Source organism: Bacillus sp. PDNC022, assembly GCF_016919285.1.
Classification (GTDB): domain Bacteria; phylum Bacillota; class Bacilli; order Bacillales; family Bacillaceae; genus Bacillus; species Bacillus safensis.
In genome coordinates, this window is the sequence record NZ_CP070345.1 from 2191616 (window position 1) to 2209885 (window position 18270).

An 18270-nucleotide genomic window follows, 5' to 3' on the forward strand; every position below is an offset into this window, starting at 1 on the left:
CCCTTAATGTTTGAAATGTCTAACGCCAGTGAAGACCATGGCGATGCCGTATTCATCTGCCTTTTGAATCGATTCTTCGTCACGAATAGATCCGCCTGGCTGAATAATCGCTGTGACGCCTGCCTTTGCAGCAGCTTCCACTGTATCGCCCATTGGGAAGAATGCATCAGAGCCTAGTGCGCTTCCTTTTGCCTTTTCGCCTGCTTGCTCAATTGCAATGTTAGCTGAGCCCACGCGGTTCATTTGACCAGCACCGATCCCTGCTGTCATTTGATCTTTCGCAAGGACAATGGCATTTGATTTCACATGCTTGACTACTTTCCAAGCAAGCTTTAAGTCTTTCCATTCGTCTTCTGTTGGTTCTCTTTTCGTTGGAATAGAGATGGCTGCTTCCTCTAAGCCATACGTGTCAATATCCTGAACAAGTAATCCGCCGTGGACACTTGTCAGCTGCTTTTCTTTTTTCCCGAGATCCGCTTCTACATCTAATGTTAAGAGACGAAGGTTCTTTTTCGCCGTTAACACGTCAAGTGCTTCTTGGCTGAACGATGGGGCGATGACAATTTCTAAGAAAATCGTATGCAGCACCTCTGCCGTTTGTTTATCTACTTCACGGTTAAGTGCCACAATGCCGCCAAAAATAGAAGTCTCATCTGCTTTGAATGCTCGGTCAAATGCTTCTGCAATCGTTTCTCCTGTACCAACGCCGCACGGGTTCATATGCTTCACAGCGACAGCTGCTGGCTCCGTGAATTCACGTACAATTTGGAGTGCTGCATCTGCATCTTTAATATTGTTATAGGAAAGTTCTTTTCCATGTAATTGCTTTGCAGTAGCCAAAGAACCTTTGGCTGGAAGAGCATTTTCATAGAAAGTCGCCGCTTGGTGCGGGTTTTCTCCATAACGAAGGGATTGTTTTTTCTCAAACGTGACAGTGAACTGTTCTGGCTCTGTTTCGCCGACAAAGTTTGTTAAGTAATCCGCAATCAGAGCATCGTAAGCAGCTGTATGACGGAATACTTTTGCAGCGAGCTCACGTTTTTTCTCAAGTGACACGCCGCCTTCTTTGATTTGCTGAATGACTGTATCATAGTCACGAGGATCGACAATCACGGTTACGTCTTGGTGGTTTTTTGATGCTGCACGAAGCATTCCCGGTCCGCCAATATCAATGTTTTCAATCGCTTCTTCATACGTCACATCGTCTTTTGAGATCGTCTCTTTGAATGGATAGAGATTCACGACAACAAGATCAATCGGCTGAATGCCATGCTTCTCAATCTGTGCCATATGCTCATCGTTTTCTCTCACTGCTAAAAGTCCACCATGAATGTTCGGGTGAAGTGTTTTGAGTCGTCCGTCCATGATTTCAGGAAATCCAGTGACTTCTGAAATTCCAATGACATCAATGCCGTTCTCTTGAAGAAGCTTATGTGTACCTCCAGTTGAAATCACTTCAACACCAAGTTCTGTTAATTCTTTCACAAAAGGTACAAGATTCGTTTTATCGGAAACACTGATTAATGCGCGTTTGATCGTCATGCCTTCGTCACCTCATTAAGATAATTCTAAAAGTGATTTGATCACTTTTGGATATAGTGTGTGTTCTAGTTCATGCATTCTTTTTTCAATCGATTCAAGCTCTTCCCCTTGTTCGATGTAAATCGACGCTTGGTCAATGATCGGACCTGTATCCATGCCTTCATCGACAAAATGGACTGTGATTCCTGCCACTTTGACGCCTGCTTGATAGGCTTGACCAATGGCATCCAGCCCTGGGAAGGCTGGCAGCAAGGACGGGTGAATATTGACAATTTTCCCTTTGAATGCTTCAAGTAATGTCGGACCAATCAGTCTCATATACCCAGCAAGGAAAATCCATTCCACTTCATGCAGCCTAAGCTGTTCAATGATCGTTTGTTCAAAAGCGGCTTTATTCGGAAAAGCCTTCGGGGTAAAGGCAAAGGAGGGAATGCCCTCTTTCTCAGCACGCTCCAGCACCTTTGCACCCGGTTTATCACAAATCACAATGGCGGCCTCTGCCTGCCACTGTTCTTTTTTTAATGTATCTATAATGGCTTGAAAATTCGTCCCGCTTCCAGAGGCGAAGATCGCAAACTTCTTCATGAGAGGCTTCCACCGCCGAATGTGACACCTTCTCCTTTTTGAACACGACCGATGAGAAATGCTTTCTCTCCGTCTTCTTCAAGTCCTCTGATCACTTCGACAAGGTCATCTTCTTTTACCGCTAAGACAAAACCAATGCCCATATTAAACACGTTGAACATTTCTTCTGCCTTTAACTGTCCTTTTTCTTGAATAAAGGAGAAAATTGGTGGTACTGGCCATGAGCCGTTATCAATCTCAACGCCAAGCCCTTCAGGCAGCATACGTGGTAAATTTTCAATAAAGCCGCCGCCTGTCACATGTGCCATGCCGTCAATCTTGCCGGCTTTCACTTGTTTGAGAACGGGCTTCACATAAATTTTGGTCGGTTCAAGAAGCTCTTCTCCAAGCGGTCTTGTAAAAGGTTCATACGTTTGATGCAGGTCAAGACCTGCGTCTTCCAGCAATACTTTACGAACGAGAGAGTACCCATTGCTATGAATTCCGCTTGAGCTGAGTCCAATAAGCAAGTGCCCCTCTTCGATGCTCTCTCCTGTCACGATTTCATCCTTTTCAACGACGCCTACTGAAAAACCAGCAATATCATATTCATCTTCTGTGTAAAGACCCGGCATTTCTGCTGTCTCTCCGCCGACAAGCGCTGAGCCAGACTGCTCACAGCCGTCAGCCACACCTTTGACGATGGATTCAATTTTCAAAGGATCTGCTTTACCAACTGCTAAGTAATCTAAGAAAAAGAGCGGCTCTGCCCCTTGTGCCAGCACATCGTTGACACACATCGCCACGGCATCAACGCCGATCGTATCGTGTTGATCCATTAAAAAGGCAAGCTTTAATTTTGTTCCGACACCATCTGTTCCTGAGACAAGAACGGGCTTTTTGTATGGCAGCTCAGATAAATCAAACATACCGCCAAATCCGCCTAGAGCACCCATGACGCCTGCTCTTTTTGTACGTTCTACGTGTGTTTTCATTCGTTTGACGGCTTCGTATCCTGCTTCGATGTCGACACCGGCGTTTTTATATGCTTCTGACATCCCATTCACTCCTTTTAGCTGCTTCTCTTCCATTTATTTTCAGCAGAATGAAAGAGCAGCATATCAAATCATCTTGACTGCTGCTCCTTTATTCGATTATTTCGTCAGTGCTGTTTCCTTCACATGCGGAAGAACAGTATCTTCATAAATTTCAGTCGGGTATTTCCCAGTAAAGCATGCTAAACACTGACCGCGCTGCGGATCATCATACTTCCTGCCAATCCCGTCCATTAAACCGTCTACAGATAAAAATGCAATAGAGTCTGCACCGATTTCCTGTCTAATTTCTTCCACTGAATGAGAAGAAGCAATCAGCTCTTCATGTGTGGACGTATCAATTCCATAAAAACATGGATGTGCGATTGGAGGTGAACTGATGCGGACATGAACTTCCGTCGCACCCGCTTCTCTGAGCATCGTCACAATGCGGCGGCTCGTTGTTCCGCGTACGATGGAATCATCGACCATCACGACACGTTTTCCTTCGACGACCCCGCGCACAGCAGACAGCTTCATGCGCACGCCCTGCTCACGCAATGCTTGAGACGGCTGAATAAAGGTCCGTCCGACATAACGGTTTTTAATTAAACCGAGCTCATATGGAATACCTGTTGCTTCGGCATATCCAATCGCTGCAGAAATACTCGAATCTGGTACACCTGTCACAACATCTGCTTCGACATGTGCTTCCTCGGCAAGCTTTTTGCCAAGGTTCTTTCTCGCACTATGCACGTTGATGCCATTGATATTGCTGTCAGGTCTTGAGAAATAAATGTATTCCATACTGCACATGCTGCGGTTAATGTTCATGGAGAAGCGTTCAGATTTCAGGCCTTCATCATTAATGATCAGCATTTCTCCAGGCTCCACATCTCGTAAATACGTGGCACCGACAACATCAAATGCACATGTTTCAGAAGCAACCACATACGCGTCCCCAAGCATACCAAGTGAAAGCGGACGTAAGCCGTTCGGATCAAGTGCCACAATCATTTCTGTTTCCGTCATAATTAAGAAAGCATATGCTCCTTTAAGCATGGACAGGGCATTCTTGATCTGCTCTTTCAATTCAATATAGCCGCTGCGCTTAATTAAATGAGCGAGCACTTCAGTGTCAGAAGATGTCTGGAATATACTCCCCTGGTTCTCTAGCTGCTGCTTTAATTGCGTTGCATTCACTAAGTTCCCATTATGAGCAAGGGCAAGACTGCCGTTGTTTTGCGAGCGGAAGAAGAGGGGCTGCACATTTTCAAAGCCGCCTCCGCCTGCTGTCGCATACCGAACGTGTCCGATCGCACCTTTTCCTTTTAAATCCTTTAGCTCACCGTTTTGAAAGACTTCCGTAATCAGTCCAAGGCCTTTATGTGCCGTCAGGTTTTCACCATCTGTTGCAATGATTCCCGCACCTTCTTGTCCTCGGTGCTGAAGACTATGCAATCCGTAATATGTGATTTGCGGGGCTTCTTCGTGTCCCCAAACCCCAAAGACGCCACACTCTTCGTTTAAGCCTCTGATTTCAGCAAGCATGGGATCGCTCCTTTCCATGCGCGTTCAAGCTCGTTGACCGCTGCATGAATCCATTGTTGTCCTTCTTGATTTTTGACAGTGAATACACCATCATTTGTGACCGTTCCAACTTCTTTCGCATCTTTGACAGCCGCAGCAAACGCTTCGCGGTGCTCTGGTTTCACTGTGACAACAAAACGTGACTGTGTTTCACTGAATAATGAAGCTTCGCTGTTTAAATCAATTTGGATATGAGCGCCAAGACCGTCTGTTCCAAATGTACTTTCAGCAAGTGCGACACCAAGACCGCCTTCAGACACATCGTGAGCTGATTGAACAAGTCCGTTTTGAATCGCAGCAAGAAGGGCTTCCTGACGCGTGAGCTCTACATCCAAATCAATTTCTGGTGCTTTTCCGTAAATACGGCCTTCTGTCATCTTTTGAAGCTCACTGCCTGCAAACTCTTCCTTCGTCTCACCAATGACGAAAATCACATCGCCAGCCTGCTGGAACGACTGTGTCGTAATATGAGCTGTATCTTCAACCAAACCAACCATCCCAATGACTGGTGTTGGGTAAATCGCTGTTCCATTTGATTCGTTATATAAAGAGACGTTACCACCGATAACCGGTGTGCTGAGCGTGCGGCACGCTTCGCTAATACCGTCAGCAGATTTTTCAATTTGCCAGAAAATTTCTGGTTTTTCTGGGTTACCGAAGTTCAGGTTATCTGTTACTGCAAGCGGACGAGCGCCTGAGCACACAATGTTACGTGCTGCTTCTGCGACTGCGATTTTCCCCCCGACTTCTGGATCAAGGTAGAGATAACGTGCGTTACAATCGGTTGTCATCGCAAGGGCTTTTTTCGTTCCACGGATTCTTAAAACGCCCGCATCAGAGCCTGGTGCAACGACTGTATTTGTCCGAACCATGTAGTCATATTGATCATAAACCCATTCTTTACTTGCAATTGTCGGCTGCTGAAGGAGCTGCTTTAACGTGTCGGCTGCATCTGTGATAGAAGGTGCTTCAACTTTTGTTTCTAAAAACTCGCGATAGTATGCAGGCTCACTTGATGGTTTGTGATAAACCGGCGCTTCTTCTGCAAGGGCATCAACAGGAAGCTCACATACTACTTCACCTTGATGAAGTAAACGAAGCATTTTATCGTCTGTCACATGACCGACTGATACCGCTTCAAGATCGTATTTTTCAAAAATATCAATGATTTCTTGTTCACGGCCTTTTTCAATGACCAGAAGCATTCTCTCTTGAGATTCAGACAGCATCATTTCATATGCTGACATGCCTGTTTCACGCTGCGGGATAAGATCTAAATTCATCTCGATACCAGAACCTGCTTTACTCGCCATTTCCGCACTTGAGCTTGTTAAGCCAGCCGCTCCCATATCCTGAATCCCAACGAGTGCATCGTTTTTGATGACTTCAAGGCACGCTTCAAGCAGCAGTTTTTCCATGAACGGATCACCGACTTGAACTGCTGAGCGTTTTTCTTCTGATTCATCAGAAAATTCTTCAGACGCAAATGTTGCACCATGAATCCCGTCACGGCCCGTTTTGGCACCAACGTACATGACCGTGTTGCCGACACCTTTGGCCTGCCCTTTTTTGATGTCTTCATGATTGATTAATCCAACACACATTGCATTTACGAGCGGGTTGCCTTCATAGCTTTGATCGAAATGAACCTCTCCGCCGACTGTTGGAATTCCGATACAGTTTCCATAGCCTGCGATCCCTGCCACTACTTCTTCAAACAAGTACTTCACGCGCGGTGAAGTCAGTTCACCAAAACGAAGAGAGTTTAATACAGCAATTGGACGCGCACCCATGGAGAATACATCACGGATAATTCCGCCGACACCTGTCGCCGCTCCTTGATACGGTTCAATCGCAGATGGATGGTTATGTGATTCGATTTTAAATACAACCGCTTGGTTGTCTCCAATATCAACGATCCCAGCGCCTTCCCCAGGACCTTGAAGGACGTGCTCTCCTTTTGTCGGGAATTTGCTTAAAACAGGCTTTGAGTTTTTATAACTGCAATGCTCTGACCACATGACAGAAAAAATACCCGTTTCTGTGTAGTTTGGCAGCCTGCCAATAATTGATTCGATTAAAGCGAATTCTTCATCACTCAATCCCATTTGCTGATACAATTTCTCTTCTTTAATTTGCTTGTGACTTGGTTCAAGCAGTAGTGACATGAGTGTCCCTCCAATTTTTCACGATAGATTGAAACAATTTAAGTCCGTCTGCGCTGCCTAGTAATGAATCAACCGCGCGCTCAGGGTGCGGCATCATGCCGAGTACATTGCCCTCTTCATTCGTTACACCTGCAATACGATTCACACTGCCGTTAATATCGTCTCCATAAGTGAAAGCGATTTGGCCGCGTTCAATGAGCTTCGCTAAAGTGTCTTCGTCACAGTAGAAGTTGCCTTCACCGTGCGCTACAGGAATCGTAATGGATTCGCCTTTTTGATAACCGCTTGTAAATTGCGTTTCGTTGTTTTCTACAATGAGTTCAACTGGACGACAGACAAATTTCAAGTCTTTATTTCGTCTCATCGCACCCGGAAGAATGCCTAGCTCCTGAAGAATTTGGAACCCGTTACAAACACCAAGAACAGGTTTTCCTTCCTCAGCTGCTTTCTTCACCGCCGGCATGATGTTTGAGAAGCGGGCGATCGCACCACATCTTAAGTAATCCCCATAAGAGAAACCGCCTGGTACGAGTACACCGTCAAATCCGTCAAGACTCGTTTCATCGTGCCATACATATTCAACTTGTTCACCTAGCTCATCTTGAATCGCATGGTACATATCGATATCACAGTTAGAGCCAGGCAAGACGATCACTGCAAACTTCACTGTGCGACAACCTCCTCCACCTCATAGCGGTAATCTTCAATCACCGTGTTGGCAAGTAATTTTTCGCACATTTCTTTGACGACTGTGTCTAAATCACGATCTGATTTTTCAATGACAAGCTCCATGTATTTCCCGATACGGACATCCTTTACTTCCTGATAAGACATGCTGTGCAAAGCGTGCTGCACGGCACTTCCTTGTGGATCAAGAACGCTCTCTTTTAAGCTGACAAAAATTTTCACTTTATACATGTTTATGGCCTCCAAGTCTTTTGAAAATTTCTTCGTATGCATTCGTTAAGCCGCCCAGGTTTCGTCTGAACACGTCTTTATCAAGCTTTTCGTTTGTATCTTTGTCCCAAAGCCTGCACGTATCAGGTGAAATCTCATCAGCTAGCAAAATACGATTCTCGTGATCTATTCCGAATTCAAGCTTGAAATCAATTAAATTCACATGGCAGTCTGAGAAGATTTGTTTTAACTCTTCATTCACTTGTCTTGTGATTTGTTTCATTTCCTCGACCTGCTCTGGTGTCGCTGCATCTAAAATGCGGATATGATCTTCTGTAATGAGCGGATCGCCGAGCGCATCATCTTTGTAGTAAAACTCAATCAAAGGTATGTCCAGTTTCGTTCCCTCTGGAATGCCGAGGCGTTTTGACATACTGCCTGCCACTACATTTCGTACAACCACTTCAAGCGGAACAATCTGCACCTTTTGAATGAGCTGCTCTGTTTCAGAAAGGCGTTTCACAAAGTGATTGTTGATTCCTTTCTCATGCAGCATTTGAAAGATTAAGCTCGAAATTTCATTGTTCAATCTGCCTTTGCCTTCAATTTCGGCTTTTTTTTCGCCGTTAAATGCTGTAGCTGAGTCTTTATATTCAACATATAAAATATGCTCGTCATCGGTCTGATAGATTCTTTTCGCTTTGCCTTCGTAGAGAAGTTCTTGTTTCACAGTCATTCAGGTTGGCCTCCTAATTTGAATGTTGGCAATTTTCAGGATTGGTCACCTGACGAGCAGGCGGCCCATTTCTTACGCAAGACCTAGACGTTCGAAAATCATATCGACATTTTTCAAATGATAGTTGTAATCGAAGCAGTCAGCGATTTGTTCAGGTGTTAAGCGTGACGTGATTTTTTCTTCTGCTTCTACTAATGAACGGAACGGCACTTGCTTCTCCCACGCTTCCATTGCCTTTGGCTGAACCGTGTCATATGCCTCTTCACGTGCCATGCCTGTATCGATTAATGCAAGAAGAACGCGCTGTGAGTAAATTAAGCCAAGTGTGCGGTCCATGTTGCGTTTCATGTTTTCAGGGAAAACCGTTAAGTTTTTCACGATGTTTGAGAAACGGTTGAGCATGTAGTTCAGTGCAATCGTGGCATCTGGTAAAATGATGCGCTCAGCAGATGAATGAGAAATATCACGCTCATGCCAAAGCGGTACATTTTCATAAGCTGTCAGCATATATCCACGGATCACGCGGGCAATTCCCGTCATATTCTCAGAACCGATTGGGTTACGCTTATGCGGCATAGCTGATGATCCTTTTTGTCCTTTTGCAAAGAACTCTTCTACTTCACGTGTTTCACTCTTTTGAAGACCACGAATTTCAACAGCAAATTTCTCAATGCTCGTTGCGACTAAAGCAAGAGTAGCCATGTAATCTGCATGGCGGTCACGCTGCAAGGTTTGGGTTGAAATTGGTGCAGCTTTGATGCCAAGTTTCTCACATACATATTGCTCAACAAACGGGTCGATGTTCGCATATGTGCCAACAGCTCCAGAGATTTTGCCATATTCAATGCCAGCTTTTGCTTGTTTAAAACGTTCTAGGTTACGCTTCATTTCTTCGTACCAAAGACCAAGCTTCAGGCCAAATGTTGTCGGTTCAGCGTGTACACCGTGTGTACGACCCATCATGACGGTATATTTGTGCTCTTTTGCTTTTTCTTTTAGTATGTCAACAAATCTCTCAATGTCCTTGAGCAAGATATCGTTCGCCTGTTTTAATAAATATGAAAGCGCCGTATCCACTACGTCTGTCGATGTTAACCCGTAATGAACCCACTTTCTTTCTTCTCCTAGAGATTCAGAGACAGCACGCGTAAAGGCAACCACGTCGTGGCGCGTGTCTTGTTCAATCTCTAAAATACGTCCAATATCAAAGCTTGCATTCTTGCGCATTGTCTCAACGTCTTCTTTCGGAATGACACCAAGCTCTGCCCAAGCTTCACAAGCGAGAATTTCTACTTCAAGCCATGCATTAAATTTGTTTTCCTCTGTCCAGATTGCTGACATTTCTGGTCGTGCGTAACGTTCGATCATTTCCCGTTTCCTCCATCTCTTTCAGTCCATATCTTTGTGATGTTTGTCATCCACTCATCATCGAGCTGTTTCATAAACGTCATATGCCCCATCTTGCGGCCGGCTTTTACTTCATGCTTTCCATATAGATAAAGCTTCGCTTCTTTGAGAAGCTCAGGATGCTCTTTTGGAATGTCCACTTCATCGCCTAATAAATTCACCATCATTCCCTCTGATAAAAGGGCTGTACCGCCAAGCGGCAAACCACATATAGCGCGGACGTGCTGTTCAAACTGACTCGTCTCACATAAATCGAGTGTATAATGACCAGAATTATGCGGGCGCGGTGCCAGTTCATTGACGAGCAGCTTTCCGTCATTTGTCAGGAACAGTTCTACAGCAAGAGTACCAACCAGCCCCAGCTTTTCAGCCAGTGTTGTTGCCAGTTCTTTCGCCTTCTCCTGAATGCGGTTCTCTACCCTTGCAGGCACAATGCTTTGGAACAAAACATTATGCTTATGAATGTTCTCAGCGACTGGGAATACTGCAATCTCTCCATGAACAGAACGAGTGACGATCACTGAGAGCTCCATTTGGAATGGAACCCAGCTTTCTAAAATACAAGTTCCATGTGTGAGCAGTGCAGCTGCTTCCTTAAGCTGTCCTTTTTCTTTGATGACGTACTGTCCTTTTCCGTCGTAGCCGCCTCTGCATGTTTTCAGCACGGCTGGCAAACCGAGCACGTCCACTGCGTTTTCCAGCTCTTTTTCATCGCCAATGATGCGGTAAGGCGCTACTTCACAGCCTGCGTCTACAATCCCTTTTTTCTCGGTCTCACGATTTTGAGTTAAAAGAAGAAGGTCGCTTCCTTGTGGTAAATAGGCTTCTTCCTTCAGCTGATTGAGTGCATCATAGTCAATATTTTCAAACTCATAAGTCACCACATCGCTGATGTCTGCCAGCTTTCGAATCGCTTCAAGGTCACTATATGCGGCTGTGATTTCTTTATCGGCAACCTGTCCGCAAGGAGATTGTGCGACTGGGTCTAAAACTGCTGCCCGGTACCCCATTTGCTTTGCGCTGACAGCCATATATCTGCCAAGCTGTCCGCCGCCAATGATCCCGATGGTTGCGTTTGGAAAAATGGTCTGCTTAGCCAAGCTGATCACTGCTTTCTAGTACAGTCTGTTTTGTCTGCTCTCTTCTTTCTTCAAGGCGAGCTGCGATCGTTTCATCAAATGCTGAAATCATTTGTGCGGCAAGAAGGCCTGCATTTGTTGCACCGGCTTTGCCAATTGCTACTGTAGCAACTGGTACACCGCCTGGCATTTGAACGATGGATAATAAGGAATCCAGCCCGTTTAGTGCCTTTGATTGTACAGGCACACCAATGACCGGCAGTGTCGTTTTTGCTGCGACCATCCCCGGTAAATGTGCTGCGCCTCCAGCACCGGCAATGATGACCTTTAGTCCTTTACCTCTTGCTTCAGTCGCATATTCAAACATCAAGTCAGGTGTCCGGTGTGCGGATACTACCTGTTTTTCGTACGGAATGTTTAATTCCTCTAAGATGTCGCACGCATTTTTCATTGTTTCCCAATCAGATGTACTTCCCATGATGACACCTACAAGCGGCTTCATTTTGTCCCCACCTTTAAGCTGATATTCGATTTTGTATCGTTTGACACGCTTCCCAAACCTAAGCAGCTTGTCAAACGCCGAACAAAAAGGCCCGATTTGCATTGCATTGTTAGGAAGCAACACAAACCGGGCCATGGTAAGCGCTGTTCGCTTTTGAATTGCCATGTCAGTTTTGTTCACTATCCTGCATAGTCCAGTCATTTACGGTAACTGGGTAGAAACTTATGGGCCATATTCCCAAGATTATATGAGGCTCGTGTTTTGATTTCATGTTTATCTTAACAACGGATGTTCATGATGTCAACGGATTTATCGAACAATCTATGAAGTCGTCGTTTTAATGTTCGGATTTAGACTATTTTTCCTTCAAATACGATTTTTTTCCCAATCGGAATGATCTGAATCGACCCATTTTCCTTCTTTTCCTGAAAAATCGGTTCCTCCATTCGTCGGACAGGCGAGTAGCCTTCCGCTGCCATCTGGGATAACACTTGATCAATCGTCATGTTGTCTTCCACATAGAATTTTTTCTTCTTTGGTTTTGCGGTCATTCTTTAATTCTCCTTTTCTTCACAGCCTTCACCCAGAAGCCGCCATGAATCGATTTGGGCTCATATGAAATGATAAACGCCTTTGAATCCAGCGTCTTAATCGTTTCATATAATTGCAGTTCATATTTTCTCGGTGTTAAAATTTGCAATGCTGTCCGGTCTCCTTCAAGACCGCCTGCTACCCAGCTGGTGACACCATATCCTTTTTCTCTCAATTGTCTTGGGAGATCGACATCCAATTCTTTTGTGATCACGTTAACAGTTGTGTAGCCAAGTGCCAGCTTCTCTTCAATTTTCATCCCGACAATGATCCCCATCCCATAACCTAGCGCATACGCAATGACATTTTGTATTTGATCTAAGTTATCTAGAACGATACTTAACCCAATGACATAAATGAGCATTTCGATCGTACCCGCAAAAGCAGCTGCGTACCGCCTGCCTTTCATCGTTAAAATCAAACGCATGGTGGAAAAAGAAACATAGACAATATTAATCACTAAAATGATTAAAACCATGGTGAACGCATTGGATAAAAGTTGTTGAAGCACGATTCGAACCCCCTGCACTAAAAAATCAAATAAAGCACCCCATATTCTACTAGAGAACATACCTTGATACAATCAAATTTACGCGATAAAAACACATATATCTTTCGACAACAAGGGTGGTCTTTGTTACCAAGAGTTTACCCGTTTTTTTCTCTTCTCAACATGAAAACCCCCTTTTTCAAAAAAGGAGGTTTTCAGTGTGTTTTATCCGAATCGAACAGGAACAAGTGATGGAATCAAATACTCCCCGACTATGCCCCAGAGCAGCGCAATGATGACAAGCTCAACCAATAAAAAGACCCAGCCCGCATACATCAAATCTCCACGTACGGCATCATGCTCCGATTGAATCGAGCGAAAGAGCACGACCGCAATCAACTGAAGGCCGACAAACATCATCACGGATAATATGACGGTCACACATGGAATATTCAGCATGGCAAATACAAGCCAAAGGATGGATAAAACCAACACCGGCACAAGCGCAGCGCCAAACTTCATGATCACTTCTTTCAGTGATATGTTTCCTTTTAGCATGTACTTTCCGAGCAGCCAGACGGTAAGCATCATCAATGTCAACAGAATGAGTGTAAAGACCGCTACCTTCAAAAAGGCGTCGCCAAAAGAATAATGAATGCCAAAGCCTAATAAGCGGGTCTTTGACGCCTTTAATTGAACATAGTTGCCTAAAGCAAAAAACACGCTGAATAACACAATCGATATCCAGGCGTACTTCATACGCAATGTTTCCGCTTGATTGATGGCCTGGCTCGGTGATTTTAACATCGCCAGTCCATATGAACCATAACGCTTAAACGCGCCTCCTGCACCTTGCAGTACACGCTGGATAGCTGAACGCTCATCATCCGCTGATTTTGAGGTTCTTCCACGTTTTGCAGCGCTGCGGCTGAGGCGGGATTGCCTTGTTTCTTGATCTATTGATGACTCTTCGTTTTTCTTTTCAGATGTCCCCTGATCTTGATCTTTCTCTAACATCTCATATCAACTCCTATCCAATCCTTACAGGCTCAAGTAAATGATCTGTTCGGATGACTCCTCTTAAAGTAGCGGAGTCTCTCTATTCAGTCAAGATTCCTTGACGTTCATACGAATAGACGGATAAAAGGCAGCAGAGGTTTTAAATAAGACAAAACAAAAAAGCTGACGGCCTCCATCAGCTTTTTATCAATGTTGACATTCATGGTCAACGATATTGACTCCGCTTTCCTTGCTGGACCCGGAGATTCTCCTGATGAGCGGGGAACCGAGTCTTTTTGGTCGTATCGACCTGTGTAATATGTCCATTATGAATGGTGATAACCACTGATCCATAGTCGATCCCTTTTAAGGCAGATAAAATATAATTCAGCTTTTGTTCATCCATCGCTCATCCCCCTATTTTTTTTCGCTCTTTTAAATAGAGAACCTCATTTTCCAGCTCATGAATCGTGTAATGCATGAGCGCTTCCTGTTTTTCTTCATGCCCCCATAAAAGGAGCTTTTGAATCAGCACCTGCTTTTTTCGTTCAATCACCTGTCTAAGCCAGCGTGACAAAAGACATCTCCTCCCCTTTTGAATGTCTGCAAGAAAAAAAGGCACCCTGAAACCTTCTATTAAAAGGAAATCAAAGCGCCTTTGGTGATCCAATCAGCGAATTATGTCTTTTTATCATAAACACATAATTCCTATAAGTCAACTATGTTTTGATTTTTTTAACAAAAAAACAGCAGCTTCCATGAGCTGCTGTTTCAAATGTTCAATTAATGATTTAAGAAAGCAAAATATAGAATAAAGATGACAAACAATCCGTACATAATTGGATGTACTTCTTTCGCTTTCCCTTTAAAGATCATCGTAATCGGGTAGAAAATAAAGCCAACCGCAATCCCTGTTGCAATACTGTATGTCAGTGGCATCATAATCATCGTTAAGAAAGCTGGTACCGCAATTTCAAAACGATCCCATGCAATCTTCGCCAGCGGAGCGACCATCAGCGCACCGACAATGATTAAAGCAGGTGCTGTCACATTCGATGTAACGATGGATAAAAGTGGTGAGAAGAACATCGCAAGCAAGAAGAAAATGCCTGTGACGACAGCTGCAAAACCAGAACGCGCACCAGCAGCAACACCTGAGCTAGATTCAACATAAGATGTCGTTGTAGATGTACCAAGAATAGAACCTACAACAATAGAAGAAGAATCTGCCAGAAGCGCTCTTCCTGCACGAGGCAGCTCATTATTTTTCATTAAACCAGCCTGTGTTGCCACAGCCACAAGTGTACCAGCTGTATCAAAGAACCCAACGAATAGGAACGTTAAAATCACGACAAGCATTTGAATGGAGAAAATTTCTGGCAAGTGAATCAAGGCTTGACCAAAGGTTGGAGACAAGCTTGGAATACTTCCCACAATTTGAGATGGTACTGGCACAAGACCAAAAATCATCCCAGCAATAGCTGTCACAAGCATCCCAATGAAGACACCTGCATTCACTCGAAGAACCATTAAAATGACCGTCACAACAATACCAAACACTGTTAACAGGACAGGACCGCTATGAATGTTCCCAATCGAAACGAGCGTATTATCATTATTGGCGATAATGCCAGAGCCTTGAAGACCAACAAACGTAATGAACAAACCAATACCTGCACCAACTGCCAGCTTCAGCTCAGCTGGAATGGCATTGATGATTTTTTCACGGAAACCTGTTAAAGAAAGAGCAACGAAAATCAATCCTGAAACAAACACACCTGAAAGTGCTGCTTCCCATTTGATGCCCATGCCAAGCACAACCGAAAAGGCGAAGAACGCATTCAGACCCATACCGGGTGCTATCGCAATCGGATACCTGGCGATCAACCCCATCAGAATACACCCTGCAGCAGAAGCTAACGCCGTTGCTGTAAAGACTGCCCCCTGATCAATTCGTAATTTATCTGGAAAATCCGGCACAGACACTAATGCAAGTGTGATCGGATTAACAAACAGAATGTAAGCCATCGACAAAAATGTGGTTAAACCACCGATGATCTCTCTGCGGTAATTCGTACCTAACTCATCAAACTGAAAAAACTGTTTCAAGCCAACTGACTCCCTTCATGTCCTTTTGCTTTAGTCTGTCCCATTCACTAGTCAAATAAAAAACGCCCCAACAATTTTGGGACGCTTGACTACATATGTGAATTCAGACTGTGACATAAAACAAGAACAATGCATGATTTATATCAAACGAGTGTGAATTGACGTAGTCAAGCCATTTACGGTAGCTTGGTAGAAACTTGCGGGCCATATCCCCGCGATTATACGACTTCTATCTATTTGATTTCTGTGTCTATTGTACCAACTTCGTTTTTAAAACACAATACGAAAAGCGAACATTTTTCAAAGAAATGTCTGCTTCATTCGTCTTATTACACGAATTTGGAAATTCACATCTAGTTCTTTATACACCCTTTCCCAAATCCTTCTCTTTTGCAAAAACCGCTTCGGCTACATGGAAAAACTCTTTCACTGCCGGAGAAGCTTGGGAGATAGACGGACAGGCGAGCGCAACCTCACGATGATGAGAGACATTCAGCTGACGAATATGCACAAGCTGCTGCGTTTTTAAAAATAACTCCGGGCCTATTGTGACGCCAAGTCCTTCCCCGACCATACGGGCAATGGTCGTACAATCATGAACTTCAAATAAAACAGCTGGCTTCATTTGCGCCTCCGAAAAAATATCCTCTACATGTGATTGATACATGCCAGTCGGCATAATAAATGGTTCATCCGCCAAATCTGTTATATCTACAATGGGCTGCTGTTCATATCGATGATTTGGGTGATAGGCGACCACCATCTCATCTTTCATAAGCGGCAGTAAATCAAAGGCTTCATCCGCATGGCCTTTCACAACAAATCCAACATCAATGATGCTTGAATCCAGCCACTCCAATATTTCTTCATACGTTCCCTCATAGAATTTAAATTCGATTTTCGGATGTTTTTTCTGATAGCTCACAAGCAGTTTAGGCAATAAACAAGCCGAGGCACTGGCAAATGTGCCGATACGAATCAAGCCCGTTTCAATATTTTTCGTTAACGCAATTTCTTGCTGGATTTTCTCCACTCTATTTAACACTTCTCTAATATGCGGGAGAAGGGTTTGACCAATATCCGTCAGCATAATGCCCTTCTTTCGGTCACGAATGAATAAAGAAACGCCCCACTCTGACTCTAAATTCGCCACTGCATGACTGACAGCGGACTGCGTCATATTTAATGCTTCAGCTGCTGCTGTAAAACTGCCAAGCTCCACAACTTTTGCGATAATATCAAAGCGAACAAAGCTCATGAGTATTTACTCATCTCCTTCATGAAAAACATCAATTTTACTTATGTTAGCACGGAATTTAAACTAAAGACAACGTATCAACATGAAGGAAGGGTTCAAAATGAAAAACACATCTCATCAGCTATTGATCATTCTTTTAGCTGTCGGTTCATTTGTCACAGGTACGGCAGAATTCGTCGTGTCAGGCATTCTAGATATCATTGCTGTTGATTTACACATCTCCATTCCTGCTGCCGGACAGCTCATCACCGTCTATTCTCTTTTTTATGCAGTAGGCGCTCTCTTTTTAGTCATGGCAACATCGAAGCTGAACCGAAAAAAGGTTTTGTTATCAGCTATTTTTGTGTTTATTTTAGGCAATATGCTCGCCTTTTTCAGCCATCATTTTGTGCTGCTCCTGCTCTCTCGGGTCATCATGGCCATGAGCGGCGGCTTATATATTGTCGTCGCCACGAATTATGCAGCGCAGATCGCCCCGCCAGAAAAAAAGGGTAGTGCAATGGCGACTGTCATCATTGGATTCACCGTTTCACTCGTACTTGGTGTGCCGATTGGAACATTTCTATCAGGTCACGTGGATTGGCACTATATTTTTCTCATCATTGCACTAGGTACTGCTTGTCTCTTCTTGCTTCTTTATCAATTGCTGCCACGCATAGAGGGACATTCTCATCTGCCATTAAAGCAGCAATTACACATCCTTCAAGACCGCAGAGTGATCAGCGGCTTAGCAACAACCGTCTTTTGGATCTTAGGCTACACGATGGTCTTTGCTTATATCTCTCCATTATTAAGACAGACCGCCGGCTTTTCTCTTGAAATGACAAGCATTGCCTTGCTCGTTTTAGGAATTTCTGCTTTTATTGGCTCACGCTTTGGCGGCTTCGCCGTTGATCAATGGGGACCACCCCGAACGATCTCGATCAGCATCATGATCCAGATGTTCGCTCTCTTTGCCTTATTCTTTACGCAATTCTCTACAATTAGCGTCTTGATCACACTCGCTATTTGGGGCATCGCCACATGGACAACAACACCAGCGAAGCAGTTTTATCTGATCTCCCTTAAACCCCATGCATCAGAAACCGTGCTGAGCTTTAATACAGCGATTATGAACATCGGCATGATGCTTGGATCGTCTATTGGCGGCGTGATTATACAGTATACAAATGTAACGAATTTAAGTTGGATTGGCGGATTAGCTAGTTTTGTGGCGTTGATGTTGATTCGGTATTCGTTCAATCGTCATCGACTGGTGGAACAACAGACAAAAAGCGAACATGTATAACCATGTTCGCTTTCTT

The 18270-nt window shown here is 44.2% G+C and carries 19 protein-coding genes and 2 riboswitches; of the genes, 1 reads left to right on the plus strand and 18 read right to left on the minus strand.

The features are described 5' to 3' along the window. Nucleotides 1-3: 3 nt before the first annotated feature. The 18 genes from purH to JVX94_RS11400 form a co-directional block, all read right to left on the minus strand. Nucleotides 4-1542, minus strand: coding sequence for a bifunctional phosphoribosylaminoimidazolecarboxamide formyltransferase/IMP cyclohydrolase (gene purH, locus JVX94_RS11315; RefSeq protein WP_205183134.1), 1539 nt, complete (start codon nucleotides 1540-1542; stop codon nucleotides 4-6). Nucleotides 1543-1557: 15 nt separating this feature from the next. After that, the gene (purN, locus tag JVX94_RS11320; RefSeq protein ID WP_203129394.1) at nucleotides 1558-2127 is read right to left on the minus strand and encodes a phosphoribosylglycinamide formyltransferase; all 570 of its coding nucleotides are present in this window, start codon (nucleotides 2125-2127) and stop codon (nucleotides 1558-1560) included. Further along, entirely contained in the window at nucleotides 2124-3164 is a 1041-nt protein-coding gene (gene purM / locus JVX94_RS11325) for a phosphoribosylformylglycinamidine cyclo-ligase (RefSeq protein WP_111291442.1), read from the minus strand. Before purM ends, purN begins: the two co-directional genes overlap by 4 nt. 96 nt (nucleotides 3165-3260) lie before the next feature. Next, nucleotides 3261-4691, minus strand: a complete 1431-nt coding sequence (purF, locus tag JVX94_RS11330; RefSeq protein WP_039183010.1) for an amidophosphoribosyltransferase — start codon at nucleotides 4689-4691, stop codon at nucleotides 3261-3263. Continuing rightward, nucleotides 4667-6898, minus strand: a complete 2232-nt coding sequence (gene purL / locus JVX94_RS11335; protein ID WP_205183136.1) for a phosphoribosylformylglycinamidine synthase subunit PurL — start codon at nucleotides 6896-6898, stop codon at nucleotides 4667-4669. Before purL ends, purF begins: the two co-directional genes overlap by 25 nt. After that, nucleotides 6882-7565: a phosphoribosylformylglycinamidine synthase subunit PurQ gene (purQ, locus tag JVX94_RS11340; RefSeq protein WP_205183139.1), complete on the minus strand. Its 684-nt coding sequence runs from the start codon at nucleotides 7563-7565 to the stop codon at nucleotides 6882-6884. Before purQ ends, purL begins: the two co-directional genes overlap by 17 nt. Continuing rightward, nucleotides 7562-7816: a phosphoribosylformylglycinamidine synthase subunit PurS gene (gene purS / locus JVX94_RS11345; protein WP_003214349.1), complete on the minus strand. Its 255-nt coding sequence runs from the start codon at nucleotides 7814-7816 to the stop codon at nucleotides 7562-7564. The genes purQ and purS overlap by 4 nt, the downstream gene beginning before the upstream one ends. Then, nucleotides 7809-8531: a phosphoribosylaminoimidazolesuccinocarboxamide synthase gene (gene purC, locus JVX94_RS11350; RefSeq protein ID WP_095407890.1), complete on the minus strand. Its 723-nt coding sequence runs from the start codon at nucleotides 8529-8531 to the stop codon at nucleotides 7809-7811. Before purC ends, purS begins: the two co-directional genes overlap by 8 nt. Nucleotides 8532-8603: 72 nt before the next feature. Continuing rightward, a complete protein-coding gene (purB, locus tag JVX94_RS11355; protein WP_205183142.1) occupies nucleotides 8604-9899 on the minus strand; it encodes an adenylosuccinate lyase in 1296 nt (431 codons plus the stop codon). Continuing rightward, a complete protein-coding gene (gene purK, locus JVX94_RS11360; protein WP_144472581.1) occupies nucleotides 9896-11038 on the minus strand; it encodes a 5-(carboxyamino)imidazole ribonucleotide synthase in 1143 nt (380 codons plus the stop codon). Before purK ends, purB begins: the two co-directional genes overlap by 4 nt. Next, nucleotides 11031-11519: a 5-(carboxyamino)imidazole ribonucleotide mutase gene (gene purE / locus JVX94_RS11365; protein ID WP_039183007.1), complete on the minus strand. Its 489-nt coding sequence runs from the start codon at nucleotides 11517-11519 to the stop codon at nucleotides 11031-11033. Before purE ends, purK begins: the two co-directional genes overlap by 8 nt. A 169-nt stretch (nucleotides 11520-11688) precedes the next feature. After that, a riboswitch (purine riboswitch) is annotated at nucleotides 11689-11790 on the minus strand. 79 nt (nucleotides 11791-11869) lie between these two features. Next, nucleotides 11870-12070, minus strand: a complete 201-nt coding sequence (locus tag JVX94_RS11370) for an NETI motif-containing protein (protein WP_012009137.1) — start codon at nucleotides 12068-12070, stop codon at nucleotides 11870-11872. Further along, nucleotides 12067-12621, minus strand: coding sequence for a DUF2179 domain-containing protein (locus tag JVX94_RS11375; protein WP_024424505.1), 555 nt, complete (start codon nucleotides 12619-12621; stop codon nucleotides 12067-12069). Before JVX94_RS11375 ends, JVX94_RS11370 begins: the two co-directional genes overlap by 4 nt. 204 nt (nucleotides 12622-12825) lie before the next feature. Further along, on the minus strand, nucleotides 12826-13617 hold the full coding sequence (locus JVX94_RS11380) for a DUF6574 domain-containing protein (protein WP_205183145.1): 792 nt from the start codon (nucleotides 13615-13617) through the stop codon (nucleotides 12826-12828). Nucleotides 13618-13825: 208 nt separating this feature from the next. Next, nucleotides 13826-14005: a YezD family protein gene (locus tag JVX94_RS11385; RefSeq protein WP_024424503.1), complete on the minus strand. Its 180-nt coding sequence runs from the start codon at nucleotides 14003-14005 to the stop codon at nucleotides 13826-13828. 3 nt (nucleotides 14006-14008) lie between these two features. Beyond that, entirely contained in the window at nucleotides 14009-14176 is a 168-nt protein-coding gene (locus tag JVX94_RS11390; protein ID WP_186318705.1) for a hypothetical protein, read from the minus strand. A gap of 206 nt (nucleotides 14177-14382) precedes the next feature. Continuing rightward, nucleotides 14383-15708: an NCS2 family permease gene (locus tag JVX94_RS11395; protein ID WP_048240016.1), complete on the minus strand. Its 1326-nt coding sequence runs from the start codon at nucleotides 15706-15708 to the stop codon at nucleotides 14383-14385. A gap of 144 nt (nucleotides 15709-15852) precedes the next feature. Next, nucleotides 15853-15954, minus strand: a riboswitch (purine riboswitch). A 115-nt stretch (nucleotides 15955-16069) separates the two neighbouring features. Next, complete coding sequence (locus JVX94_RS11400) at nucleotides 16070-16966, minus strand: LysR family transcriptional regulator (protein WP_205183147.1); 897 nt, start codon at nucleotides 16964-16966, stop codon at nucleotides 16070-16072. Nucleotides 16967-17066: 100 nt separating this feature from the next. On the opposite strand from JVX94_RS11400, the gene JVX94_RS11405 reads away from it, so the two are divergent. Then, nucleotides 17067-18254 (plus strand): MFS transporter, encoded by a 1188-nt coding sequence (locus tag JVX94_RS11405; RefSeq protein ID WP_205183149.1) that lies wholly within the window; start codon nucleotides 17067-17069, stop codon nucleotides 18252-18254. Nucleotides 18255-18270 lie beyond the last annotated feature (16 nt).